Source organism: Bacillus massiliigorillae (assembly GCF_000380245.2).
GTDB classification, from domain to species: domain Bacteria; phylum Bacillota; class Bacilli; order Bacillales; family DSM-1321; genus Bacillus_AD; species Bacillus_AD massiliigorillae.
Window position 1 is genome coordinate 50,843 of sequence record NZ_HG428744.1, and the last position, 20,071, is coordinate 70,913.

Sequence of the window (20,071 nt, forward strand, 5' to 3'; positions counted from 1 at the left end):
GCTTTTCCATTACTTTATTATAGCCTCGTGGTGCTTTTTATATGTTATTCAAAGACTTGAGTATGGATATTTGGGGTATAAAAGAGGAATATGAGATTACTAGCATTTTAAATAACTAAGCATGAAAAAAAGCAGAAACAATTTTACTTTGTTTCTGCTTCTTTTTGTATTTGCTATAAACTTCAATGGTTACACGCTATCACAATATCTGATGTTATATTTCTTTACTCTTCTGAAAAGGAATATACTCTTCATCAAAACACAAATCGTAAAGTATTTATTTTGTTGTTTAACTTTATTAAATAAAAGGTATCAGCAAACAACATATTGCTTTTCAATCACTTGAATCTTCTCATACAACTCTTCATTAACAGGTGTAGCAACCCCATATTTCTTCCCTAATGCCACTACTGTACCTGCGAATAATTCTACCTCACTGAATCGCTTTGCTTCCACATCTTGAGCCATTGACGGCTTTCCATTTGGACTTAACTTACCTAATACGTTTAGCCAATATTGTAAATCTTCTTCCGTTAAATGAACTCCTTCTTTTTCAGATAGTGCGATTACCTCTCGCATAGCTGCAATCATCATATCCCTTGCTTCACCTTCTCTTTGCACTTCACCATAATTGCTTTTATAAACAGCAACCGTTTGATTTACACCTACATTAAGCATAAATTTTCCCCATTGGCGTCTATACATATCATGATCTAATTCAAACGGAAGCTCCATCTTTTCAAAAAAAGCTGCCAAGTCCTTTGCATTTTGTGAGACTTTACTAGGATCTTTATCACCAAAACAGAGCATGCCCATATGGTCGTAGGTCAATTTATTCCCAACCTTAACCGCATCCATTCCTTGTGCAACACAATACAATAACCTATCCATTCCATATATTTCACCAATAATTTGTTCACTTGTAATTCCATTCAACAAGGAAATAATAATTGTATTTTTTCCAATATGATTCTTTACAGCTTGTATAGCTTCTTTCAATCCATTATATTTAACTGCAATTATAAGCAAGTCAGCTGGGCCGCAAGCTTCATCAGGTGTTACATAGTTAAATTCACATATTTCATTATTACAATATACCTTGTTACTTTCATATCTTTGGATACGATCCTGATCTGCTATTATTCTTAAATCTTCTTTCCCCATTTTCTTAGATAAATGATTTCCAAACAAAACACCTAATGCTCCTAAACCAATAATCGATACTTTTTTTATTGTCATATCCCTTAGCCCCTCTTCGCTTTTATAAAAATTTTAACACATTAAAAGAATTTTCTGTCTAATGCACTCACACTACTATTTATAAGATATAAATGACTCTTTTTTACAATGATTTAACATATCAATCTTAATTTGTTGACCAAAGCTAATAAAGATGATAGAATTCCTTTATTGTTTTATAAATATAATGAATGTTAGTTCGAAGATTACTTTAATTTTCTATCCAACTTAGACATTCGAATATTTTCATATATTAGTAAGCAATGAATGCCGTGGATTAAACTATGGCAGGAGCAGCTTCTGGAGAGACTGTACAATGTACAGCGCCGAAGGATTCACAATCTCAGGCAAAAGGACAGAAGAATAACGAGTTATAAATTGTTATTCTCGCCCTTGATGAGATTGGATATGTCCAATCTCTTTTTTTATTGTTTTAAATCATCTTTTTCCAATCTATTAATACTAAGAGGGAAAAAGAACAGTTAGACCTGATGAATGGTTACTAACTCATGAGTCATCTTATTTAATAAAATGACATCATTTAATTGCATATAAACAGCTTCAAAAACGGAAAGTTCAGTATATCACAAGGAATCTCTGCATTCATTTTATTTCTGAATTTTTAAAAAGTTTATTTGCAACTAAGAATTTAAACTACGGGGGCGTACAAATTGGCTAAGCAAGAACTAAAACGAGACTTAAAAGATCGGCACGTACAACTGATTGCGATAGGTGGTACAATCGGAACGGGTTTATTTTTAGGCTCTGGTAAATCTATTCAGATGGCAGGTCCATCTATCATATTCGCCTATCTCTTAATCGGAATAGCGTTATTCTTTGTTATGAGAGCTTTAGGAGAACTACTTTTATCAAACGCTGGTTACTTATCCTTCACTGAATTTGCAACCGAATATATTGGACCGTGGGCTGGATTTATAACGGGTTGGACATACTGGTTCTGTTGGATTATGACAGCGATGGCCGATATTATCGCTGTTGGTGTCTATATGCAATATTGGTTTGATATCCCGCAATGGGTGCCAGCTATAGCATGTCTAGTTATTTTATTAGGATTAAATTTACTATCTGTAAGATTATTTGGGGAATTAGAATTTTGGTTCGCTATTATTAAAGTAATTACTATTATTATACTGATTGTTGTTGGTATCGTTTTATTAGTCATTGGCTTTAAAACCGATACAGGAACTGTTACAATTTCTAACTTATGGAGTCACGGAGGCATGTTTCCAAACGGAATTTCCGGCTTCTTATTCTCACTACAACTTGTTGTCTTTTCATTTGTAGGAGTTGAATTAGTAGGGGTTTCAGCAGCTGAAACAGCAGATCCAAAGAAAAACATACCATCTGCGATTAATAAAATTCCGGTTCGTATATTGCTTTTCTACGTTGGTGCATTATTAGTTATCCTTTTCATTAACCCTTGGGATCTATTAGATGCATCTAGCAGTCCTTTCGTAGAGGTATTTGCATTAGTCGGTATACCTGTTGCTGCTGGAATTATCAATTTCGTTGTATTAACATCTGCCGCTTCTGCGTGCAATAGCGGTTTATTTTCTACAAGCCGTATACTATATACATTAAGCAGACATAAAGAAGCGCCTGCTAAACTATCTAAATTAAATAAGTACTCGGTTCCAAGTAACGCGTTATTTACATCAACAATTGTTGTTTCAGTTGGTGCATTATTAAGTAAGCTAGTTCCAGAGCAAGCATTTTCAATCGTTACAACAATTAGTGCTATCTGTTTCATTTGGGTATGGAGCATTATCTTAATCTCTCATATTATCTATTCTAAAAAACGACCTGATTTGAGAGCAAAATCAATATTCAAAGCTCCTTTAACACCATTTATTAATTATGTTATTTTAGCATTGTTTGTATTTATTCTAATCGTTATGTTATTTGCGGATGCTACACGTATCCCACTGTTATTGACACCAATTTGGTTTATTATGCTGGCTATATTATATAGATTTAAAATAAAACAATAGTACATCTAGTAAAGGTCGACAATATTTGAGAGTTAGATAAAGATTTTTACTTGTTGATATCTGATTTTCTCGTATTAACATTAACAAAAATAAGAAAAACGGTTTAAGTAAAAGGATTTTTTCCTTTTACTCAAACCGTTTTTTATTTGTAGCAACTTTGATATATTTACTCATTAAAAAATCTATAATTTCAAAAAAACCATCAATTAAAACGCAAATGCATTTCAATTGATGGTTAAATAAACTTACTTTATTATATAGTTTCGCTTACATTCCCTAAATCATCTTTTTTAAGCATTAGCATGACAGCAAAGGAAATACAATATAAACCTGCTAAGTAGAGCATCGCAACTTTCATATCATAACTTTGTAGAATATAGCCGACAAGAAATGGTGAAAAACCGCCTATAGCTCGGCCAAAGTTAAAAATTGTGTTTGTTGCTGTACTTCGAATTTGAACGGGATATAGACTACCAATCAACGCTCCGTATCCGGCGAACATTCCATTTGAGAAAAATCCGACAATTGCACCACCTATTAGTACACCCATACTACCAGTAGCATAAGAGTATAAAAACACAGCACATGCTGAAGCAATAAGGAAGACGCCAAAGGCACGCTTTGCGCCAAACCGATCTAAGAATAGCCCAAAGGTTAACATACCAATAATCATGCCAACGGCTGTACTAATTGTCCAAATAGCAGAGCTTGAAACAGATAAACCTTGTGACTGCTGCAACATCGATGGTAGCCAAATCATTAACCCGTTATAACCGGCAATTTGAACAGTTGCCATTATTATTAAAGAGATTGTTGTAATCGCTGTTCGTGGCGTTTCAAACAATTGTACCAACTTACCCTTTTCATCTTTCTTACTAGCCTTTTTATTTTTCTGAGCAGCGAGCCACTCAGGTGATTCATCTAAATTTTTCCTTACGATAAAGGCAAAAATAACAGGTACTACACCAACAAAGAACAATGCTCTCCATCCTAAAGTAGGAAGAATGATCGCACTTAGTAATGCTGCTAAAATGACACCATATTGAGCACCTACACTGACATATGAAGACGCACGCCCTTGTTTATTTTTCGGCCAAGCTTCTGCAACAAGAGCCATACCAATACCATATTCTCCTCCGGCACCTATTCCTGCGATAAATCTAAATAGATATACTTGTTCAATGCTAGTGGCTAGGCCCGTTAAAGCTGTACCAATTGCAAACACGATGACAGTATATGTAAAGACCTTTACCCTTCCATACTTATCCGCTAAAACTCCGAAAACAATTCCTCCTAATAGCATCCCTACATTCGTTATAGAAGAAATAAGTCCTCCAGTTGCTAAATCAACGTTAAATTCTGCAATAATCATTGTCATCGCAAATGAGATAAACATAATGTCCATGCCTTCTAATGTTAAACCAGCTACCGATGCGACCACGGTTTTTTTACGATAATCCATTCTACTCTCCTCCAGTATGTTCTAGATGAAATTAATCTCTTTTATTTACGAATGAATGGATGTATCTAAATAAATAAAACTTTTCCATTCTCCTTTTAAGTCTCACTGGACTTCCTTTAAAAGAGGTACGTTAGTTGTGTCATCACAGCTAAAATGCAAAATAAATGCCCTTTCGTCAGATTAGACAAAAGGGCATGAATAAACAAAGATATTAATAACATAATAACTTAAAATATCAAGTAGCCCTTTTCAGCCTCTCTGGACCATATTAAAGGTTAATTATTTCAAAATATATTTTAGCAAAATTATCTATATTTCTCAATATAAAATTTATTGTGATAAATATTATTAAGTCCAGATGATATTATCTCGAAAGAAGAATTAGTCGAATACCGCGAACTAACAGACAATAAAATCAATGAACACTAAAAGGAAATTAAAATTGAATAAGATAAGTACAGAATTTGCGAAACTACATCATTTCACAGCTGTCGTCCCATCAACTTTATTTTCCAAAGTTATCAAGCAATTGACGTACTTCATCTGTTGATTTCGTATTCATTAATTGATTTCTTAATTCAGCGGCTCCAGGGAATCCTTTGACATAAATTTTGAAAAAGCGATGAAGCCCTGTCATTGAACGTGGCAGTACTTCTGCATATTGATCTTGTAAATCAAGTTGTAATCTTAACAGATCAAGATACTCTTTACTGCTATGCTCTTTTGGCTCTTTTTCAAAAGCAAACGGATTTTTAAAAATACCTCTCCCAATCATAATGCCATCAATACCATATTTCTCAGCAAGCTGAAGCCCCGTTTGACGGTCAGGAATGTCTCCATTGATTGTTAGTAGCGTATTTGGTGCAATGCGGTCACGTAATTTTTTGATTTCCGGAATTAGCTCCCAATGCGCATCTACTTGGCTCATTTCTTCTCTTGTACGCAAATGTATAGAAAGGTTCGCAATATCTTGTTTTAAAATATGCGTTAGCCACTCCTCCCATTCATTTATATCCTTATAACCAAGTCGTGTTTTCACACTGACAGGCAGTCCGCCCGCTTTGGCTGCTTGAATAAGTTCTGCCGCAACATCTGGACGCAAGATTAGGCCACTACCTTTCCCTCTTGACGCCACATTAGGTACAGGGCAGCCCATATTGATATCTACGCCTTTAAATCCTAACTCTGCCATTCCAATACTCATTTGACGAAAATACTCAGGCTTGTCTCCCCATATATGTGCAACCATTGGCTGTTCATCTTCTGTAAACATCAAACGGCCACGTAAACTGTTTATGCCTTCTGGATGACAATAGCTATCCGAGTTTGCAAACTCTGTAAAAAATACATCCGGTCTACCTGCTTGACTTACTACATGACGAAAAACAACATCCGTCACATCTTCCATTGGTGCAAGTATAAAAAATGGTCGTGGTAAATCACGCCAAAAATTCTCTATCATTTCAAACTCAAATCCTCTCATTATGAATACAATTTCAGCCTCTCGGACAAAAAATATAATGCCAAATGCTTCACTTCTTTTACACTTATATCATGCCTAATAACTTATTATCAAACACAAGGACATTTGACATGTATAATTTGTCGATACCGGAAATATTTATTTTAACGAAAATCACCCTTAAATAGTATTGTAATAAACAAAAAAAGCAGATGGTATAGATTTTTTCTATATCAACTGCTTTTCGAGTTTATCGTTTTTTATGAAGTGGCATGAACAAAATGTTAGCTAACCAATTACATACATCCGCATAGCATATGCTCTTTCCAATTACCATGTGGAATATAAATGGCGCTGTTGTCAAAAAGCTGGTCATTATCTTTGTTATAAAAATAGACAAAGCATTTTTCTTTTTCATTCGTATGAAGATTTTCAACCTCAAGAATGACTTTATGGTATTCATTTTCAGGATTTTTTTCACTGATGAATCCTTCCATTTTGTCCATCGCATTCATTGTCTCTTCATAATGCTCTTCACTAATTACCATGATTTCCCCATAAACTGTATCTTCACCGAAGGTTAAAGCCGGATATCCTTTGTATGGCAGATGATATAATTTCATATTTTCAAGCTTAGCATCTCTTTTCTCGATGACCTTACCGTCTAAATACTTTTTATAATTAAAGAAACCTTCTCTTAAACTCCCATAAACAAAAAGATTGATCGCTTTCATCAGCAGATTTCTCCGCCTACTGCTTTAATATCCTTGTCATTAATCGTGCAGGCTTCAATCGCAAGTTCCAAGCCTTTTACAATATCATCCAACGACATGAACGGTGTGTTTTTCTTATCCATAACCTGCGAAGTCATATAAGGAATGTGAATAAATCCACCTTTGATATGAGGGTACTTTTTATCGATCATGTATAGAATGCCGTACATAACATGATTGCATACAAATGTTCCCGCTGTATAAGATACAGTTGCTGGTATGTTATGCTCATTCATATGCTTAACCATCGCTTTTACTGGCAAATTCGTGAAATAAGCTGGCTGCCCATCTGCTTGTATAACTGTATCTATTGGCTGATTGCCTTCATTGTCCTTAATTCTGTAATCATCTAGATTAATGGCAACTCTTTCAGGAGTAATATCAAATCTTCCTCCCGCTTGACCTACCGATATAACAATATCCGGATTATGCTTTTCAATTGCAGCTTCAATAGCTTGAACAGATTTTGTTTGAACTGTAGGAATAATAATTTTAACCACTTCAGCTCCGTTTATCTGGTCACTGACCATTTTAACTGCTTCTTCTGCCGGATTAACCGGCTCTCCGCCAAATGCGTCAAATCCTGTTAATAGTACTTTCATAGCTCGGTCTCCTATTGAAAAAATTTAATATATCTAATTTTTAAAATCCTAAAACATACATCAAGATAATATGAACGACTAACAATGTTAAAGCTATAGGTGCTTGTACTTTAATAACTGCGTTTTTATCTTTCATTTCAAGCAATACTGCCGGTAGCATATTGAAGTTTGCCGCCATTGGTGTTAATAATGTTCCACAGTATCCTGCTGTTAGAGCAAGCGTTCCGCAAATTACTGGATCTCCACCGATGCTGAATACGAACGGTACACCAATACCAACTGTAATAACAGCGAATGCCGCAAATGCATTACCCATGATGATTGTAAATAATGCCATACCGATACAATATGTCGCTACCCCAATGAAGGAGTTACCTGTCGGAATTACACTTGAAATCATAGAAGCAATCTTATCGCCTACTCCCGCAGTTGTAAATAATACACCTAAAGAAGCTAATAATTGAGGAAGGATAGCAAATGAACCAATCGATTGGAATGTTCTGTTTGAATCCGCCAGCATCTCTTTTGGTTTTGCTTTAGTAATAATAAACGTCAGCAATAGCGCACTCACAGCCGCAATACCGATTGCAACCGTACCCGGAAAACTTGTGAAAGATGCTACAAGCATCGCGATAATTGCGATAGATAGAGATGGGATGAAGATTTTCAGCCCTAATTTTTCTGCTTTTAAAGTCGCAAACGTATCATCTAATTGCTTAAACGTTCCGATATTGATTTGCTTCGTTGCTGATAAAATAGCAATTACAACGACCAATAAGCCGACAATCGTACTTGGAATATAATTTCCAAAAATGAAAATAAAACCAAGAATCCCCCAGAATGCAGCTGTACCGATTCTTGTTTTATGGTTTGTATCTTTAATTGTGAATACCATTGTGATACCCATGAATAACCCAATGATTATATAAAATATTTCTAATAACAAATTAGAGATTTGTGTCATATCCATTATTGATCACCTCTAATTTTTTCATTTTCTTTAGACCCATATTTTTTCTTAAGCTTTTTATCAAATAACATATTTTGAGTAACCCAAAACACGAATGAAATAACAGCTACTGGAATTGCTACTTTAACCACTTGCAGTGTATCTATCGGCATACCGATTCCTTCTAATGTAGAAGCGATTAAAAGTACACCTGCATTTGCCATGAATATATTCTGTGCAAAGAAGTTACCAATATTATCAGATGCTGCAGAATATGCTCTAATCTTTTCCATATCTTTTTCTTCTATTTTATCTCCGTACTTAGCAATAGCTGCACCTTCAGCCATTGGGCTAACTAGCGGTCGAACGAATTGTGGGTGTCCACCAAGTGTTACTCCCATTCCAATCGTTATTTTTCTTATTAAAGTATAGCCACTCAATAGTTTACCAACCGATAAGTTAGTTGCTTTCTTGATTAGCATAACTGCTTTCGCCTTCAATCCATACCTTTCAGACAAGCCGATAACAGGAAGTGTGATTAAAAATAAACATGTTACACGATTTGATACAAAAGCTGCCCCCAGTGTATCCAATATTTCAATAGGATTCATCTTTGCTACTAATCCAGTAGAAATACCTGCTACAACAATTACTGCAATAGTATCCCACTTCAACGCAAAGCCTACTATGATAATTAAAATCCCTATTAATTCCATAAGTTACTCTCCTATACTATGAATATTAATTATATTGATATAATGTTTATTCATTATATAATCAAACCTTTAGGAATGTAAATAACTTAGAAATAGTATTGTTTGGTAATTCAACGTGTTAAAGCGATAAATTAAATATAATTTCTATCTTATATTCAACAATAATAAAGCCGCCTATTTTGGCAGCTTTAAGCAGACTATAGAGAGAACTTGATAGCCAGCGGAAGATTTTTAAGAAAGTTATTTCCTATGAATTTAAATGAATGTATGGAGGAGCATTATTCCATACATTCCAGAAAAAAAAATTAAGGAACTATTGAGCTTTCAAGAGCTGATCCCACAATTACTTTATTCGTGAGTTGTCAACTGATTGCAGTATTCATATTCAACATAAGTTCATTAAGCCTTTTTAAGAATCATAAAAAGCCAGCACCCTCTTCAATAGTAGAGGGCTGCCTTATTTTAAAACAAGAAAAAGACTTGAGGTACAAGGTTTTCTCCCCTGCTTCTCAAGCCTTTACAATTAATTATCAGAACAACACTTTACCCTCTATACCTCATTGCCAATCCTTTTAAGAAGTTTCGAGCATAGCGATCTCCACATGGCACATAATGTTTATGCCCTTCTTTTCTAAAAATAGCGCTCAATTCACTATTTGAAAGAATAACGCCCGCTTCGTCTAGAATCTCTAGTATGTCATCACTTGTTAATGATAATGCTATTTTTAGCTTCTTAAACACTACATTATTCACACTACTATTATGCTTTATCGTAATTGCTGGTCTTTCAGGCTGCCCTGGTTTTGGTTCTTGTCTTCCTCTTTTGAAGATAATAAGTCCGTTTAAAAACGACTCTAGCATAACATTACTACAAATAACGTAATCGTCATCCAACTCATCGTCTTCATCATTATAATAACTATCTGGTGTTTTAGTAAGTAGCTCACGTAGCTCTTCTCTCGTTACCTCAACACCACCAAGTTTAAAAATCTTAATCATATCCACATCTTTTATATCTAGTGCATATCTAATTCGAATTAAAATATCATTATTATTCATATCCATCTAAAAAACTCCTAGTTGCCTTATTTTAAAACAAGCTTCGCTACACACTCCACATGCGAAGTCTGAGGGAACATATCTACTGGCTGTACATATTCTACTTTGTATAACTTACTTAGGTGCGAAATATCCTTCGCTAATGTGGATGGGTTACAAGAAACATACACAATTTTCTTTGGCTTCGCTTGAACCATTGCTCGTAGTAATTGTTGATCTAATCCTGTTCGTGGTGGATCAACGACGATAACATCTGGCTTCCAACCTTTTTTCAACCAAATAGGTAGCACATTTTCTGCTTTACCTACTTCAAACTTCACATTTGTTTTTTCATGGCGAGCCGCATTTTCTCTTGCATCTCTAATGGAATCTTTAATACTGTCCATACCACGAACCTCTTTTGCTTCGTCACTTAGCCATAATCCAATTGTACCTACTCCACAATAAGCATCTACTACATTTTCTTCACCTGTTAATGCTGCTGCTTTTTTTACTTCATTATATAGCTTAACTGTTTGAATCGGATTTAATTGGAAGAACGTTCTTGCTGAAAGCTCGTATGATAAGTCACCTAAAGTTTCTTTAATGATGTTTTCACCTGCTAAGTGGATAGATTTTTCTCCAAATACAAGCGATGTTTTTTCATTATTTACGTTTTGAACTACTGACTTCACTTCTGGATGCTTGTCCATAATCATGTGTATCAGTTGATCTTTCTTTGGCAATTTCTCTGAAACCGTCACAAGTACTACTTGTACTTCTCCTGTTGCAAATCCTGCACGAACAACTACTGTTCTAACGATTCCTGATTTTGTCTTTTCATTATAGATTGGGATATTCAATTCTTGTAGAGCCTTCTTCACTGTAACCGTTACTTCATTACAAGATGGATGTTGCACAATACATTCTGGAATATCAATTAAGTGATGGGAGTTTAAACCGTACAAGCCAGCAATGACTTCCCCATCATTTGTTAAACCTAGTTGGAACTGACTTTTATTTCGATAGTTCCATGGTTTGTCCATACCGATCGTTTCTTTCATATCTATGTCATTGATTGCGTGTTTCATATATCGCTCAAATGCTTGTTTAACGATATCTTGTTTCTCTTTCAATTGTTGGCTGTATTCTAAGTGTTGAATTTGGCATCCTCCACATTGATCGTATACTGGGCATGGTGGAGCGATACGATGCTTGGATTTCTTACGGATTTTCTTTACTTTTGCTTCTGCAAATTTAGGATGTACCTTTGTTGCTTCTGCGACAATTTCTTCACCTGGTAATGCCCCAGGAACAAACACAACGCCTCTTTTAAAATATCCTACACCTTCACCGTTAATGCCTAATCTTTTTATTGTTAAAGGAAATGTCTGTCCTAGACTCAAAGCCATTTCTTGTTGCTTCTTCATTTGTTTCACTCCGTTTTCTTTACACTTCTACTTAAAGCGTATCTTAAATAGGGCTTCCATTCTGAGTGCTGGATGCCTCTCTTGATTTATGGCAAATAGTATAATGCAAAACTATCACTTCTCATCACTTTTACGTATTATATCATTTTTCATATGGAGAAACACGATACGCCACTAAGCAAATATATATACAGAAAAATTAGGCATTGTGATTGTTGACACATAATATTATACGGCATATAATATGACTATAGACATACTATACGACGTATAATATATATAAATCTATAATATAACTATTTGGAGGTGTAGCAACAATGACCTTTCAACTTGGTTCTGCACTACTCGATGCTTGTGTGCTTGCCATCTTAGCGAAAGAAGATGCATATGGCTATTCATTGACACAACAAGTGCGTGAAGTCATGGATATTTCTGAATCTACACTTTATCCAGTGTTACGCAGATTACAAAAAGGCGAATATTTGTCTACATATGATCAGCCATTTCAAGGAAGAAACCGTCGCTATTATCGCATTACTGATCATGGACGTGAAAAGTACGAAGAATTGTTAGCAGAATGGACGGAATATAAAGAAAAAATCGATCATGTGTTGATGGGAGGATTAAACGATGAATAAAGAGACGTATTTGAAACAGCTTGAATCTAAACTCAAAAGATTACCAAGTTATGAAGTTGAAGCCGCTCTTGAATATTATAATGAATACTTCGATGAAGCCGGAGAAGAAAATGTTCAACAAGTTATCAAGGAATTAGGATCACCTGCTCAAGTTGCATCAAAGATTTTAGCTGATTATGCAATAAAAGACTTAGATAGTCATCCAGAATCTACGAAGAAAGGATTTTCAGCTATCTGGATTATTATACTAGCCATCTTAGCATCACCAATCGCATTACCACTTGTGATAGCTGTAGGTGCCTTAATCTTTGCTTTCGTCCTATTATTTATTTCATTAGCCTTTGCTGGATTTGCTCTTACGATTTCTTTAATTATTGCTGGAATTGCAAGTGTCGTTGCCGGGGTTGCCGTCTTAGCACAGCATATTCCTACAGCTATTTTCTTTATCGGAATCGGATTAACAGCCACAGGAATTGGCATACTTATTTTTTCACCAGTTATATCATTAATTAAAAAAGGTAGCCGCGCTATTGCTCTATCACTGAAAAAACTATTTGATCGAATCTCTAAACGAAGTAAGGGGGCATTAAAATGAAAAAGTCAAAACTAATCCCAATCATCGCTGGTTGTATGATTGTCATTGGACTCATTCTTACTGCCATCGGCTTTGCTTTAGGAGCTAAATTTTCAATTGTAACTACAAATGATGGTTTTAAAGTCATTGACTTCAAAGATATGCGAGTAGAATCAAAGGATTTATCACCATTTACAAGTATTAGTGCTGATTTTAGGGATGCAGATGTTGAAATTATTCCTTCTAACGAATATAAAATCGAAATACGTTCACATAAAGAGCTTAAGAAAGAATTTACGTACAAAGTAACGAATAACAAGCTCATTATTGAAAGCAAAGGTTCATTAAAATCAAACTTTGGATTATTTAATTTAAGTTTTGGTGGAATTCCACAAACAACTATAAAAGTATACGTCCCAAAAAATACAAGTTTTGATAATATCGATATCGTAAATGATTTCGGAGATATTCATTTGGACGGAATAAACAGTAATTCTCTTCAAATTAAAACACAAGATGGAGACTTACTAATCAATAATATTCGAACAAACTCTTTTGAAATTAAAAATAATTTTGGCGATATAGATGCAAATAGTATTACAGCTAAAGAGCTAACTATTAAGATGAATGATGGAGATTTAGAATTTAATTCAGTTAAAGCTAACTCTACTGCTATTACAAATCGATTTGGAGATATTTCATTAAGCGACTTTACTAGTGAAGGACTTAATATTCAAAGTAACGATGGTGATATTGAAGTACAAGGTTTACTGTTAGGAACATCTGAAATTTCATCAACTTTTGGAGATGTAGATGTGCAAGCTTCTAACAAAGAAAGCGAGCTAAGTTATACTATCAAGAGTAGCTTTGGAGATATTATGGTAAATAACAATGAATTTGAGTCAAACGCTACACATCAAGTAAATTCTAGTCATAAACTTGATATTAAGGCGAAAGACGGAGATGTCAGTTTACAATTTTAATTTTTAAACCGAGACTAAACTAGTCTCGGTTTTTTTGCGCTTTACTGTTTGGTTGCTTCATTAAATAATCAATACTTTTAAATGTATATCCTTGCTTTTTCAAGTCCACAATAACTCTTTCAAGCGCACCTGCATTATCTTTTGAAATCGTATGAATTAACAGGATTGCCCCAGGATGAATTTGCTTCATTATTTCGTTGTAAGCATAATCCGCTCCTCTTTGCGCATTTACATCCCAATCTTTATAAGCAAGTGACCAGAAAATATGTTTATAGCCTGCCTCATTCGCAATTTGCAGCGTTCGTTCACTGAAGATGCCACGTGGTGGGCGTAAATATTTCATTGTCTTCTGCCCAGTAAGCCTCGCAGTTTCTTGTTGAACCGTATTTAATTCCTCAAGAATTTGTGCCTGTGATTGTGTTGTCATATCCGGATGATGCCACGAATGATTACCAATTATGTGCCCCTCTTTTACCATTCGTTTCGCAAGGTCAGGTGCACTTTTTAAATAATGACCCGTCACGAAGAAAATGCCAGGTACTTTATGTTTTTTTAACACATCTAGAAATTGTGCTGTATAGCCATTTTCATAGCCATTATCAAAGGTTAAATACAACACTTTTTTAGAAGGATTACCTTTATACACTGCGCCATGCTTTTCTACAATCGCATTAAGCTCAGGTCCTGCATCAGCAGGAATTCCATCTTTACTTTTCACTAACCCCCAGCCATATGCTTTATTCGGAACATTTGCATGAGCTGGTATCGCCAACGATAAAGCGATTGCTATAGATACAATAATCATATATATATTTCTCATAGTTCTAGTTCCTTTCAACTGTCTTACGTGTAGTATTTGAAAGTACAACTAAAACATGAAAGGTAAAAAAAGGCTGCCTCATATGAGACAGCCTTAACATTCTTAATTAAATACACGATCCTTGAATTGAGCTAATTTTTCTAGAGATGATTTATCAACATCTTGGTGAAGACTGTTGCCGTGTGAATCCATTGTTACTACCGCTTTGAAGTCTTCTACTTTCAAATGCCACATTGCTTCTGGAATACCAAATTGCATAAGGTCTACACCTTCTACTGATTTGATACAGTCAGCATAGTATTGTGCAGCTCCACCGATTGCATTTAAGTATACGCCACCGTGTTCTTCAAGAGCAGCAAGAGTTTTTGCTCCCATACCACCTTTACCCATAACCGCACGAATACCGAATTTCTTCATGATATCACCTTGGTAAGGTTCTTCACGAATACTAGTAGTTGGACCTGCAGCTTTTACATGCCAGTTACCTTCGTCATCTTTAAGCATTACTGGACCACAGTGGTAGATAATTTGTCCATTTAAGTCGATTGGTGCATCGTTATCTGAAAGATGTTTATGGATTGCATCACGACCAGTGTACATCATGCCACTGATTTTTACTACGTCACCGACTTTAAGAGCACGAATTTGTTCTTCTGTAATTGGAGCACGAAGTTCAACTTCAGTTGCACTTTCTTGTGTAGCTGCTGATTCTTGTTCAGCTTCAGATACAAGATTGATTTTTTCTCCTTCTTGATATAACCATTCGTTAATAGCACCAGTCGTAGGATCGATTTCAACACCTAAACGACGGAATGCCCAACAGTTATACGCTACAGAAACGAAGAAGCTAGCTGGAATACGGTTCATTACGCCAACTTTACAGCCTAGTAATGTAGTTTCGCCACCGAAGCCCATAGTTCCGATTCCTAATTCATTAGCATGTTCCATTACATACTCTTCTAGTTTGCGAAGATCTTCATTTGGATTTACATCATCAGCACTTCTGAATAATTGTGCTTTTGCTAAATCGTAACCAGATGAACGATCGCCACCGATTCCTACACCGATGAAACCAGCACTACAGCCTTGTCCTTGTGCTTGGTATACAGAATGCATAATACATTTACGAATACCATCTAAGTCACGGCCAGCACGACCTAAGCCTTCAAGTTCACATGGAAGACTGTATTGAATGTTCTTATTTTCACAACCGCCACCCTTTAAAATTAAACGAGCATCGATATAGTCTTTTTCCCACTGATCAAATTTAATAACTGGTAAACCGATTCCAAGATTGTCACCGCTGTTTTCACCTGTTAACGAATCAACTGAGTTCGGACGAAGCTTTCCGTCTTTTGTAGCTTGAACAATTGCTTTATAAATCGCCTCTTTAATTTCAAGTTGATTTACGCCAACTGGAGTTTTGATTTTGAATGTTGGTAGTCCAGTATCTTGGCAAATTGGCGAGATGTTTTCATCAGCCATGTTAATGTTTTGCGCAATTGTTGCAAGACTCATTGCTGAACGAGTTCCTGCGATTTCTTTCTCTTTCGCAACCTTTAAAGCGCGTCGTACATCCTTTGGTAAGTTCGTAGACGTTTCAACAACTAATTGATACATACTATCTTGTAACTTCTGTAAGTCCATTCTATTTTCCCCCTTATGTAAAGCCCTTTAAAAATAGATAGAAAGTTTACACTTTTCCCTAAATTACATTATACCTTCCCATTTTAAATAGGAAAAGGAATAAGACAATTAAGAAAAGGGAAAGCGTCCTGCTTAACTCCCTCTCTTGGTTCTCAAAACGGATTGGTTTATGACCGAGTTTAGCAGGTGTAAAGTTAGACAAGAAAAAGGACTGGAGTTAGACAAAACAAAAAAAGCCCCACATAGGGACTCTTATCTTGTTTTGAACTGTTCACACTTCACTTCTAATTCATCCAGAATTTCGATAAGACGATCTACATCTTCTAAATCTGCATCCTCTGGATCTATATTATCAAGAACCTCTAAAAACATTGTTAAACGTTGTTTCAGAAAATTCATTTGATCATCTTTATTAAAAATTGGTTTACCCATGAGCATATTGCTCCTTTCTGACGTGTACACATAATACAATTTAGTAGTTATATTCTCTTACAAAAACAAAAAAAATACAATGAATACTTTAAAATCATTTGTTTTTCATTGTCAAAAAAGATACATTAATAGTTGTTTTAATCCTTATTTCTTCACATACACTGTAATGATATGACAAAAAACATATAAAATCATACGAAATAATATGATATTAAATCTTAAGGGAGAAGCGAAAATGATCATAAACAATAAAAATCAATTACCACCGATAACAATAAACCATGACCCTTGGGAAGCTTATAATGACATAGAACAATTTGGTAAACAGATGTTAACCAATATTGAATTCACAACAACTAATCTTTGCAACATGCGCTGCGAACATTGTGCGGTTGGTTATACATTATCAAATAAAGATGAAGAAGCACTTCCAATTGATTTACTATTAAGTCGATTGGATGAAGTCGAACACCTGAAAGCTTTAAGCATTACAGGTGGGGAGCCTATGATGTCAAAGAAAAGCGTGCAAAACTATGTTGTTCCTTTGTTAAAGTATGCCCATGAACGAGGAGTTCGAACACAAATTAATTCTAACTTAACAGTTGACCTAGCAAAATACGATGACATTATTCCATATCTAGATGTGCTTCATATTTCTCACAATTGGGGAACTATCGACCAATTTATTGATAATGGCTTTGCGATGATGGACAAGAAACCAACAAGACAACAAAGAGCAAAGCTTTTTGATCGAATGATCGAAAACAGCCGTGAGCTATCCAAGCAAGGAGTTTTTGTTTCAGCTGAAACAATGATTAATAACCGTACATTACCTTATCTTGAAGATATTCATAAACAAATTGTAGATGAAATGCTATGCAAACGCCATGAGGTGCATCCGATGTATCCAAGTGATTTTGCTTCTACATTACAAGCTGTTTCACTCGATGAAATTCGCAATGCTATATTGCATTTATTAGACATTCGTAATCAAGATGTTTGGATGCTATTTGGTACACTTCCATTCTATCCATGTAGTTCTACACCTGAAGACATCTCTTTACTTCAAAAACTATATGATGCAAAAAATGTATCAGTTCGTAATGATCCAGATGGTCGTTCACGCTTAAACATCAATATCTTTAACGGAGAGGTTATTGTTACTGACTTTGGTGATGCGCCACCACTAGGCAACGTACAGACAGATACACTTCAACAAGCATATGATAACTGGAATAAAACAGATTTAGCGCAAACATTAAACTGCCATTGTTCAAGTGTAAAATGCCTTGGCCCTAATGTACTCGTAAAGAATGCCTATTATCCAGAAATAGATTTCAAAAGGCGTAAAGCTAATGCAAGTTTGCAAAAATAAAAAGAAAGAGGCTGTCCCAAAAGTGATTTTCAATTGGGATAGCCTTTTCTTTTTTTATACATCAATCTTCAAGAGCAATATCATACAAGAATCACTATAAGCTGTATGATAGACTATGTAGCAAATAGGAAGAAAGGATGTCTGGAGCAATGAAGCAAGAAATCCGAACGGCACTCTTGGATGAGGATTTACAAATCGAGGCTTATCATTTCAAAGGAATTATGCAAAGGTTTCCAAATCACTTTCATGAATACTATGTTATTGGCTTTATTGAGAAAGGCCAACGTCGTTTAACGTGTAAGAACAAAGATTTCATTATAGATACTGGAGACTTAATTTTACTAAATCCACATGAAAATCATGCTTGTGAACAGATTGATGGACAAACTTTGGATTATCGCTGTATCAACATTCAACCACAAATTATGAAAAAAATCGTTGCTGAAATACAAGGAACAGAAGCATTACCTCACTTTAACACAAAAGTTATTTTTCACAGCGAACTAGTTTCTTCTTTAAAGGAACTTCACTTAATGATTTTAGAAGAGAATAAAGATTTCAAAAAGGAAGAGATTTTGTTCTTTCTTATTAAGCAATTAATTGAAGAATACTCTGAACCACTTTCACATGAAACGAAAATAGAACTACGTACAGAGATACAGTCTGTTTGCGAGTATTTAGAAAACAACTACACGAAAACTATTACATTAGATGAGTTAAGTCATATCGCAGGACTAAGTAAGTATCATTTGCTTCGTTCCTTTACTAAGCAAACAGGGATATCACCATACAGTTATTTAGAAACAATACGTATCAATCAAGCCAAAAAATTATTAAAAAGAGGAGTACCTCTTATTGATGTAGCAATGCAAACAGGTTTTAACGACCAAAGTCACTTTTCGAATTTCTTCAAAAAGTTTATTGGCCTAACTCCTAAGCAATACATGAAGATATTTATCGAGCAGTGACTAGCAAGGTCAGGAGGAATTTATGAATACAAACAAATTAATACTAGGTCATTTAGCTGCTTTCATTACAATTATGATTTGGGGTACAACTTTCATTTCAACAAAGATTCTTTTAGATTATTTCACACCTTTAGAAATACTGTTTTTCGTTTTTTTATTGGGTTCATTACACTTTGCCTTGTCTACCCATCCAAACTTCGATTGGCTGATAAAAAGCAAAAATGGTACTTTATTGGAGCTGGTTTATGCGGAGTAACACTATATTTCTTATTAGAAAATATAGCTCTAACACACACATTAGCATCAAATGTAGGAGTTATTATTAGCATCGCTCCTTTCTTTACCGCTATCTTTGCACATCTGTTCCTAACAAGTGAAAATTTCAAAATGAACTTCTTTATTGGTTTTATAGCTGCTTTTATCGGGATTTTTCTCATTAGCTTTAATGGTAATACCAACTTTCACTTAAATCCTATTGGAGATATATTAGCTATTCTAGCCGCTATTGTATGGGCTATTTATTCTATACTAATGAAAAAAATAACCGAGTTTCAATATAATACTATTCAAACTACAAGACGAATTTTTTTCTATGGTTTACTCTTTATGATTCCGACGTTATTTATATTGGACTTTAATTTAGGGCTAGAGAGATTCACTTACATTCCAAACTTACTTAATATTCTTTTTTTAGGACTAGGAGCTTCAGCACTTTGCTTTGTTACATGGAACTTTGCAGTAAAAATGTTAGGAGCCATAAAAACGAGCATTTATATTTATCTTGTTCCTGTTATTACAGTCGTAACTTCAATGATTGTTTTAAATGAAAAAATCACTACTTTGGCTGTGCTTGGAACCATTCTCACACTCGTGGGATTATTGATTTCAGAGCTTAAATTCAACCCTAAAAAGAAAGACAGCCACTTATGATTAAAAATCAGCAAAAACAGT

At 34.9% G+C, this 20,071-nt stretch carries 19 protein-coding genes and 1 riboswitch; of the genes, 7 read left to right on the forward strand and 12 right to left on the reverse strand.

Annotation, left to right across the window (positions count from 1 at the left end; genetic code table 11):
• Positions 1 to 312: 312 nt before the first annotated feature.
• The gene (locus TX86_RS20490) at positions 313 to 1,239 is read right to left on the reverse strand and encodes a ketopantoate reductase family protein (protein WP_042351767.1); all 927 of its coding nucleotides are present in this window, start codon (positions 1,237 to 1,239) and stop codon (positions 313 to 315) included.
• A 290-nt stretch (positions 1,240 to 1,529) separates the two neighbouring features.
• A riboswitch (glycine riboswitch) is annotated at positions 1,530 to 1,608 on the forward strand.
• Between the two features lie 302 nt (positions 1,609 to 1,910).
• On the opposite strand from TX86_RS20490, the gene TX86_RS20495 reads away from it, so the two are divergent.
• Positions 1,911 to 3,251 (forward strand): amino acid permease, encoded by a 1,341-nt coding sequence (locus TX86_RS20495; RefSeq protein ID WP_042351768.1) that lies wholly within the window; start codon positions 1,911 to 1,913, stop codon positions 3,249 to 3,251.
• Between the two features lie 253 nt (positions 3,252 to 3,504).
• On the opposite strand, the gene TX86_RS20500 is transcribed toward TX86_RS20495, so the two are convergent.
• From TX86_RS20500 to rlmD, 8 genes are all read right to left on the reverse strand, one after another.
• Positions 3,505 to 4,713: an MFS transporter gene (locus TX86_RS20500; protein ID WP_042351770.1), complete on the reverse strand. Its 1,209-nt coding sequence runs from the start codon at positions 4,711 to 4,713 to the stop codon at positions 3,505 to 3,507.
• A 505-nt stretch (positions 4,714 to 5,218) separates the two neighbouring features.
• Positions 5,219 to 6,175: a tRNA dihydrouridine synthase gene (locus tag TX86_RS20505; protein ID WP_195892935.1), complete on the reverse strand. Its 957-nt coding sequence runs from the start codon at positions 6,173 to 6,175 to the stop codon at positions 5,219 to 5,221.
• 296 nt (positions 6,176 to 6,471) lie between these two features.
• The gene (locus tag TX86_RS20510) at positions 6,472 to 6,909 is read right to left on the reverse strand and encodes a gamma-glutamylcyclotransferase family protein (protein ID WP_042351774.1); all 438 of its coding nucleotides are present in this window, start codon (positions 6,907 to 6,909) and stop codon (positions 6,472 to 6,474) included.
• Positions 6,909 to 7,550 (reverse strand): pyroglutamyl-peptidase I, encoded by a 642-nt coding sequence (gene pcp, locus TX86_RS20515; protein WP_042351775.1) that lies wholly within the window; start codon positions 7,548 to 7,550, stop codon positions 6,909 to 6,911. The genes TX86_RS20510 and pcp overlap by 1 nt, the downstream gene beginning before the upstream one ends.
• A gap of 40 nt (positions 7,551 to 7,590) precedes the next feature.
• Positions 7,591 to 8,520, reverse strand: coding sequence for a DUF979 domain-containing protein (locus TX86_RS20520; RefSeq protein WP_042351776.1), 930 nt, complete (start codon positions 8,518 to 8,520; stop codon positions 7,591 to 7,593).
• Complete coding sequence (locus TX86_RS20525; protein ID WP_042351778.1) at positions 8,520 to 9,215, reverse strand: DUF969 domain-containing protein; 696 nt, start codon at positions 9,213 to 9,215, stop codon at positions 8,520 to 8,522. Before TX86_RS20525 ends, TX86_RS20520 begins: the two co-directional genes overlap by 1 nt.
• 543 nt (positions 9,216 to 9,758) lie before the next feature.
• On the reverse strand, positions 9,759 to 10,280 hold the full coding sequence (locus tag TX86_RS20530) for a YehS family protein (RefSeq protein ID WP_042351780.1): 522 nt from the start codon (positions 10,278 to 10,280) through the stop codon (positions 9,759 to 9,761).
• A 20-nt stretch (positions 10,281 to 10,300) separates the two neighbouring features.
• A complete protein-coding gene (gene rlmD, locus TX86_RS20535; RefSeq protein WP_042351781.1) occupies positions 10,301 to 11,683 on the reverse strand; it encodes a 23S rRNA (uracil(1939)-C(5))-methyltransferase RlmD in 1,383 nt (460 codons plus the stop codon).
• Between the two features lie 317 nt (positions 11,684 to 12,000).
• On the opposite strand from rlmD, the gene TX86_RS20540 reads away from it, so the two are divergent.
• The 3 genes from TX86_RS20540 to TX86_RS20550 are packed head-to-tail and all read left to right on the forward strand — an operon-like array spanning position 12,001 to position 13,878.
• Positions 12,001 to 12,321 (forward strand): PadR family transcriptional regulator, encoded by a 321-nt coding sequence (locus tag TX86_RS20540; protein ID WP_042351783.1) that lies wholly within the window; start codon positions 12,001 to 12,003, stop codon positions 12,319 to 12,321.
• Positions 12,314 to 12,916, forward strand: a complete 603-nt coding sequence (locus TX86_RS20545) for a DUF1700 domain-containing protein (protein WP_042351785.1) — start codon at positions 12,314 to 12,316, stop codon at positions 12,914 to 12,916. Before TX86_RS20540 ends, TX86_RS20545 begins: the two co-directional genes overlap by 8 nt.
• The gene (locus TX86_RS20550; RefSeq protein WP_042351786.1) at positions 12,913 to 13,878 is read left to right on the forward strand and encodes a DUF4097 family beta strand repeat-containing protein; all 966 of its coding nucleotides are present in this window, start codon (positions 12,913 to 12,915) and stop codon (positions 13,876 to 13,878) included. Before TX86_RS20545 ends, TX86_RS20550 begins: the two co-directional genes overlap by 4 nt.
• A gap of 19 nt (positions 13,879 to 13,897) precedes the next feature.
• Here the strand turns inward: TX86_RS20550 and pdaA are convergent, their stop codons facing one another.
• The 3 genes from pdaA to TX86_RS20565 all read right to left on the reverse strand — a co-directional run bounded on the left by pdaA (position 13,898) and on the right by TX86_RS20565 (position 16,777).
• The gene (gene pdaA, locus TX86_RS20555; protein ID WP_042351788.1) at positions 13,898 to 14,698 is read right to left on the reverse strand and encodes a delta-lactam-biosynthetic de-N-acetylase; all 801 of its coding nucleotides are present in this window, start codon (positions 14,696 to 14,698) and stop codon (positions 13,898 to 13,900) included.
• A 102-nt stretch (positions 14,699 to 14,800) separates the two neighbouring features.
• Positions 14,801 to 16,345, reverse strand: a complete 1,545-nt coding sequence (locus TX86_RS20560) for a fumarate hydratase (RefSeq protein ID WP_042351789.1) — start codon at positions 16,343 to 16,345, stop codon at positions 14,801 to 14,803.
• 252 nt (positions 16,346 to 16,597) lie between these two features.
• Positions 16,598 to 16,777, reverse strand: a complete 180-nt coding sequence (locus tag TX86_RS20565) for an SE1561 family protein (RefSeq protein WP_042351791.1) — start codon at positions 16,775 to 16,777, stop codon at positions 16,598 to 16,600.
• A gap of 235 nt (positions 16,778 to 17,012) precedes the next feature.
• Between TX86_RS20565 and yfkAB the strand changes: the two genes are divergently transcribed.
• The 3 genes from yfkAB (at position 17,013) to TX86_RS20580 (ending at position 20,050) form a co-directional block, all read left to right on the forward strand.
• On the forward strand, positions 17,013 to 18,152 hold the full coding sequence (yfkAB, locus tag TX86_RS20570; RefSeq protein WP_042351793.1) for a radical SAM/CxCxxxxC motif protein YfkAB: 1,140 nt from the start codon (positions 17,013 to 17,015) through the stop codon (positions 18,150 to 18,152).
• 149 nt (positions 18,153 to 18,301) lie between these two features.
• Complete coding sequence (locus TX86_RS20575; RefSeq protein ID WP_042352058.1) at positions 18,302 to 19,120, forward strand: helix-turn-helix domain-containing protein; 819 nt, start codon at positions 18,302 to 18,304, stop codon at positions 19,118 to 19,120.
• 78 nt (positions 19,121 to 19,198) lie between these two features.
• A complete protein-coding gene (locus TX86_RS20580) occupies positions 19,199 to 20,050 on the forward strand; it encodes a DMT family transporter (RefSeq protein WP_336469869.1) in 852 nt (283 codons plus the stop codon).
• The last annotated feature ends 21 nt before the right edge of the window (positions 20,051 to 20,071 follow it).

Coding starts and splice junctions, on each gene's coding strand:
- TX86_RS20490 (WP_042351767.1), bottom strand. CDS start 1,239: ATGACAATAAAAAAAGTATCGATTATTGGTTTAGGAGCATTAGGTGTT.
- TX86_RS20500 (WP_042351770.1), bottom strand. CDS start 4,713: ATGGATTATCGTAAAAAAACCGTGGTCGCATCGGTAGCTGGTTTAACA.
- TX86_RS20505 (WP_195892935.1), bottom strand. CDS start 6,175: ATGATAGAGAATTTTTGGCGTGATTTACCACGACCATTTTTTATACTT.
- TX86_RS20510 (WP_042351774.1), bottom strand. CDS start 6,909: ATGAAAGCGATCAATCTTTTTGTTTATGGGAGTTTAAGAGAAGGTTTC.
- pcp (WP_042351775.1), bottom strand. CDS start 7,550: ATGAAAGTACTATTAACAGGATTTGACGCATTTGGCGGAGAGCCGGTT.
- TX86_RS20520 (WP_042351776.1), bottom strand. CDS start 8,520: ATGGATATGACACAAATCTCTAATTTGTTATTAGAAATATTTTATATA.
- TX86_RS20525 (WP_042351778.1), bottom strand. CDS start 9,215: ATGGAATTAATAGGGATTTTAATTATCATAGTAGGCTTTGCGTTGAAG.
- TX86_RS20530 (WP_042351780.1), bottom strand. CDS start 10,280: ATGGATATGAATAATAATGATATTTTAATTCGAATTAGATATGCACTA.
- rlmD (WP_042351781.1), bottom strand. CDS start 11,683: ATGAAGAAGCAACAAGAAATGGCTTTGAGTCTAGGACAGACATTTCCT.
- TX86_RS20540 (WP_042351783.1), top strand. CDS start 12,001: ATGACCTTTCAACTTGGTTCTGCACTACTCGATGCTTGTGTGCTTGCC.
- TX86_RS20545 (WP_042351785.1), top strand. CDS start 12,314: ATGAATAAAGAGACGTATTTGAAACAGCTTGAATCTAAACTCAAAAGA.
- TX86_RS20550 (WP_042351786.1), top strand. CDS start 12,913: ATGAAAAAGTCAAAACTAATCCCAATCATCGCTGGTTGTATGATTGTC.
- pdaA (WP_042351788.1), bottom strand. CDS start 14,698: ATGAGAAATATATATATGATTATTGTATCTATAGCAATCGCTTTATCG.
- TX86_RS20560 (WP_042351789.1), bottom strand. CDS start 16,345: ATGGACTTACAGAAGTTACAAGATAGTATGTATCAATTAGTTGTTGAA.
- TX86_RS20565 (WP_042351791.1), bottom strand. CDS start 16,777: ATGGGTAAACCAATTTTTAATAAAGATGATCAAATGAATTTTCTGAAA.
- yfkAB (WP_042351793.1), top strand. CDS start 17,013: ATGATCATAAACAATAAAAATCAATTACCACCGATAACAATAAACCAT.
- TX86_RS20575 (WP_042352058.1), top strand. CDS start 18,302: ATGAAGCAAGAAATCCGAACGGCACTCTTGGATGAGGATTTACAAATC.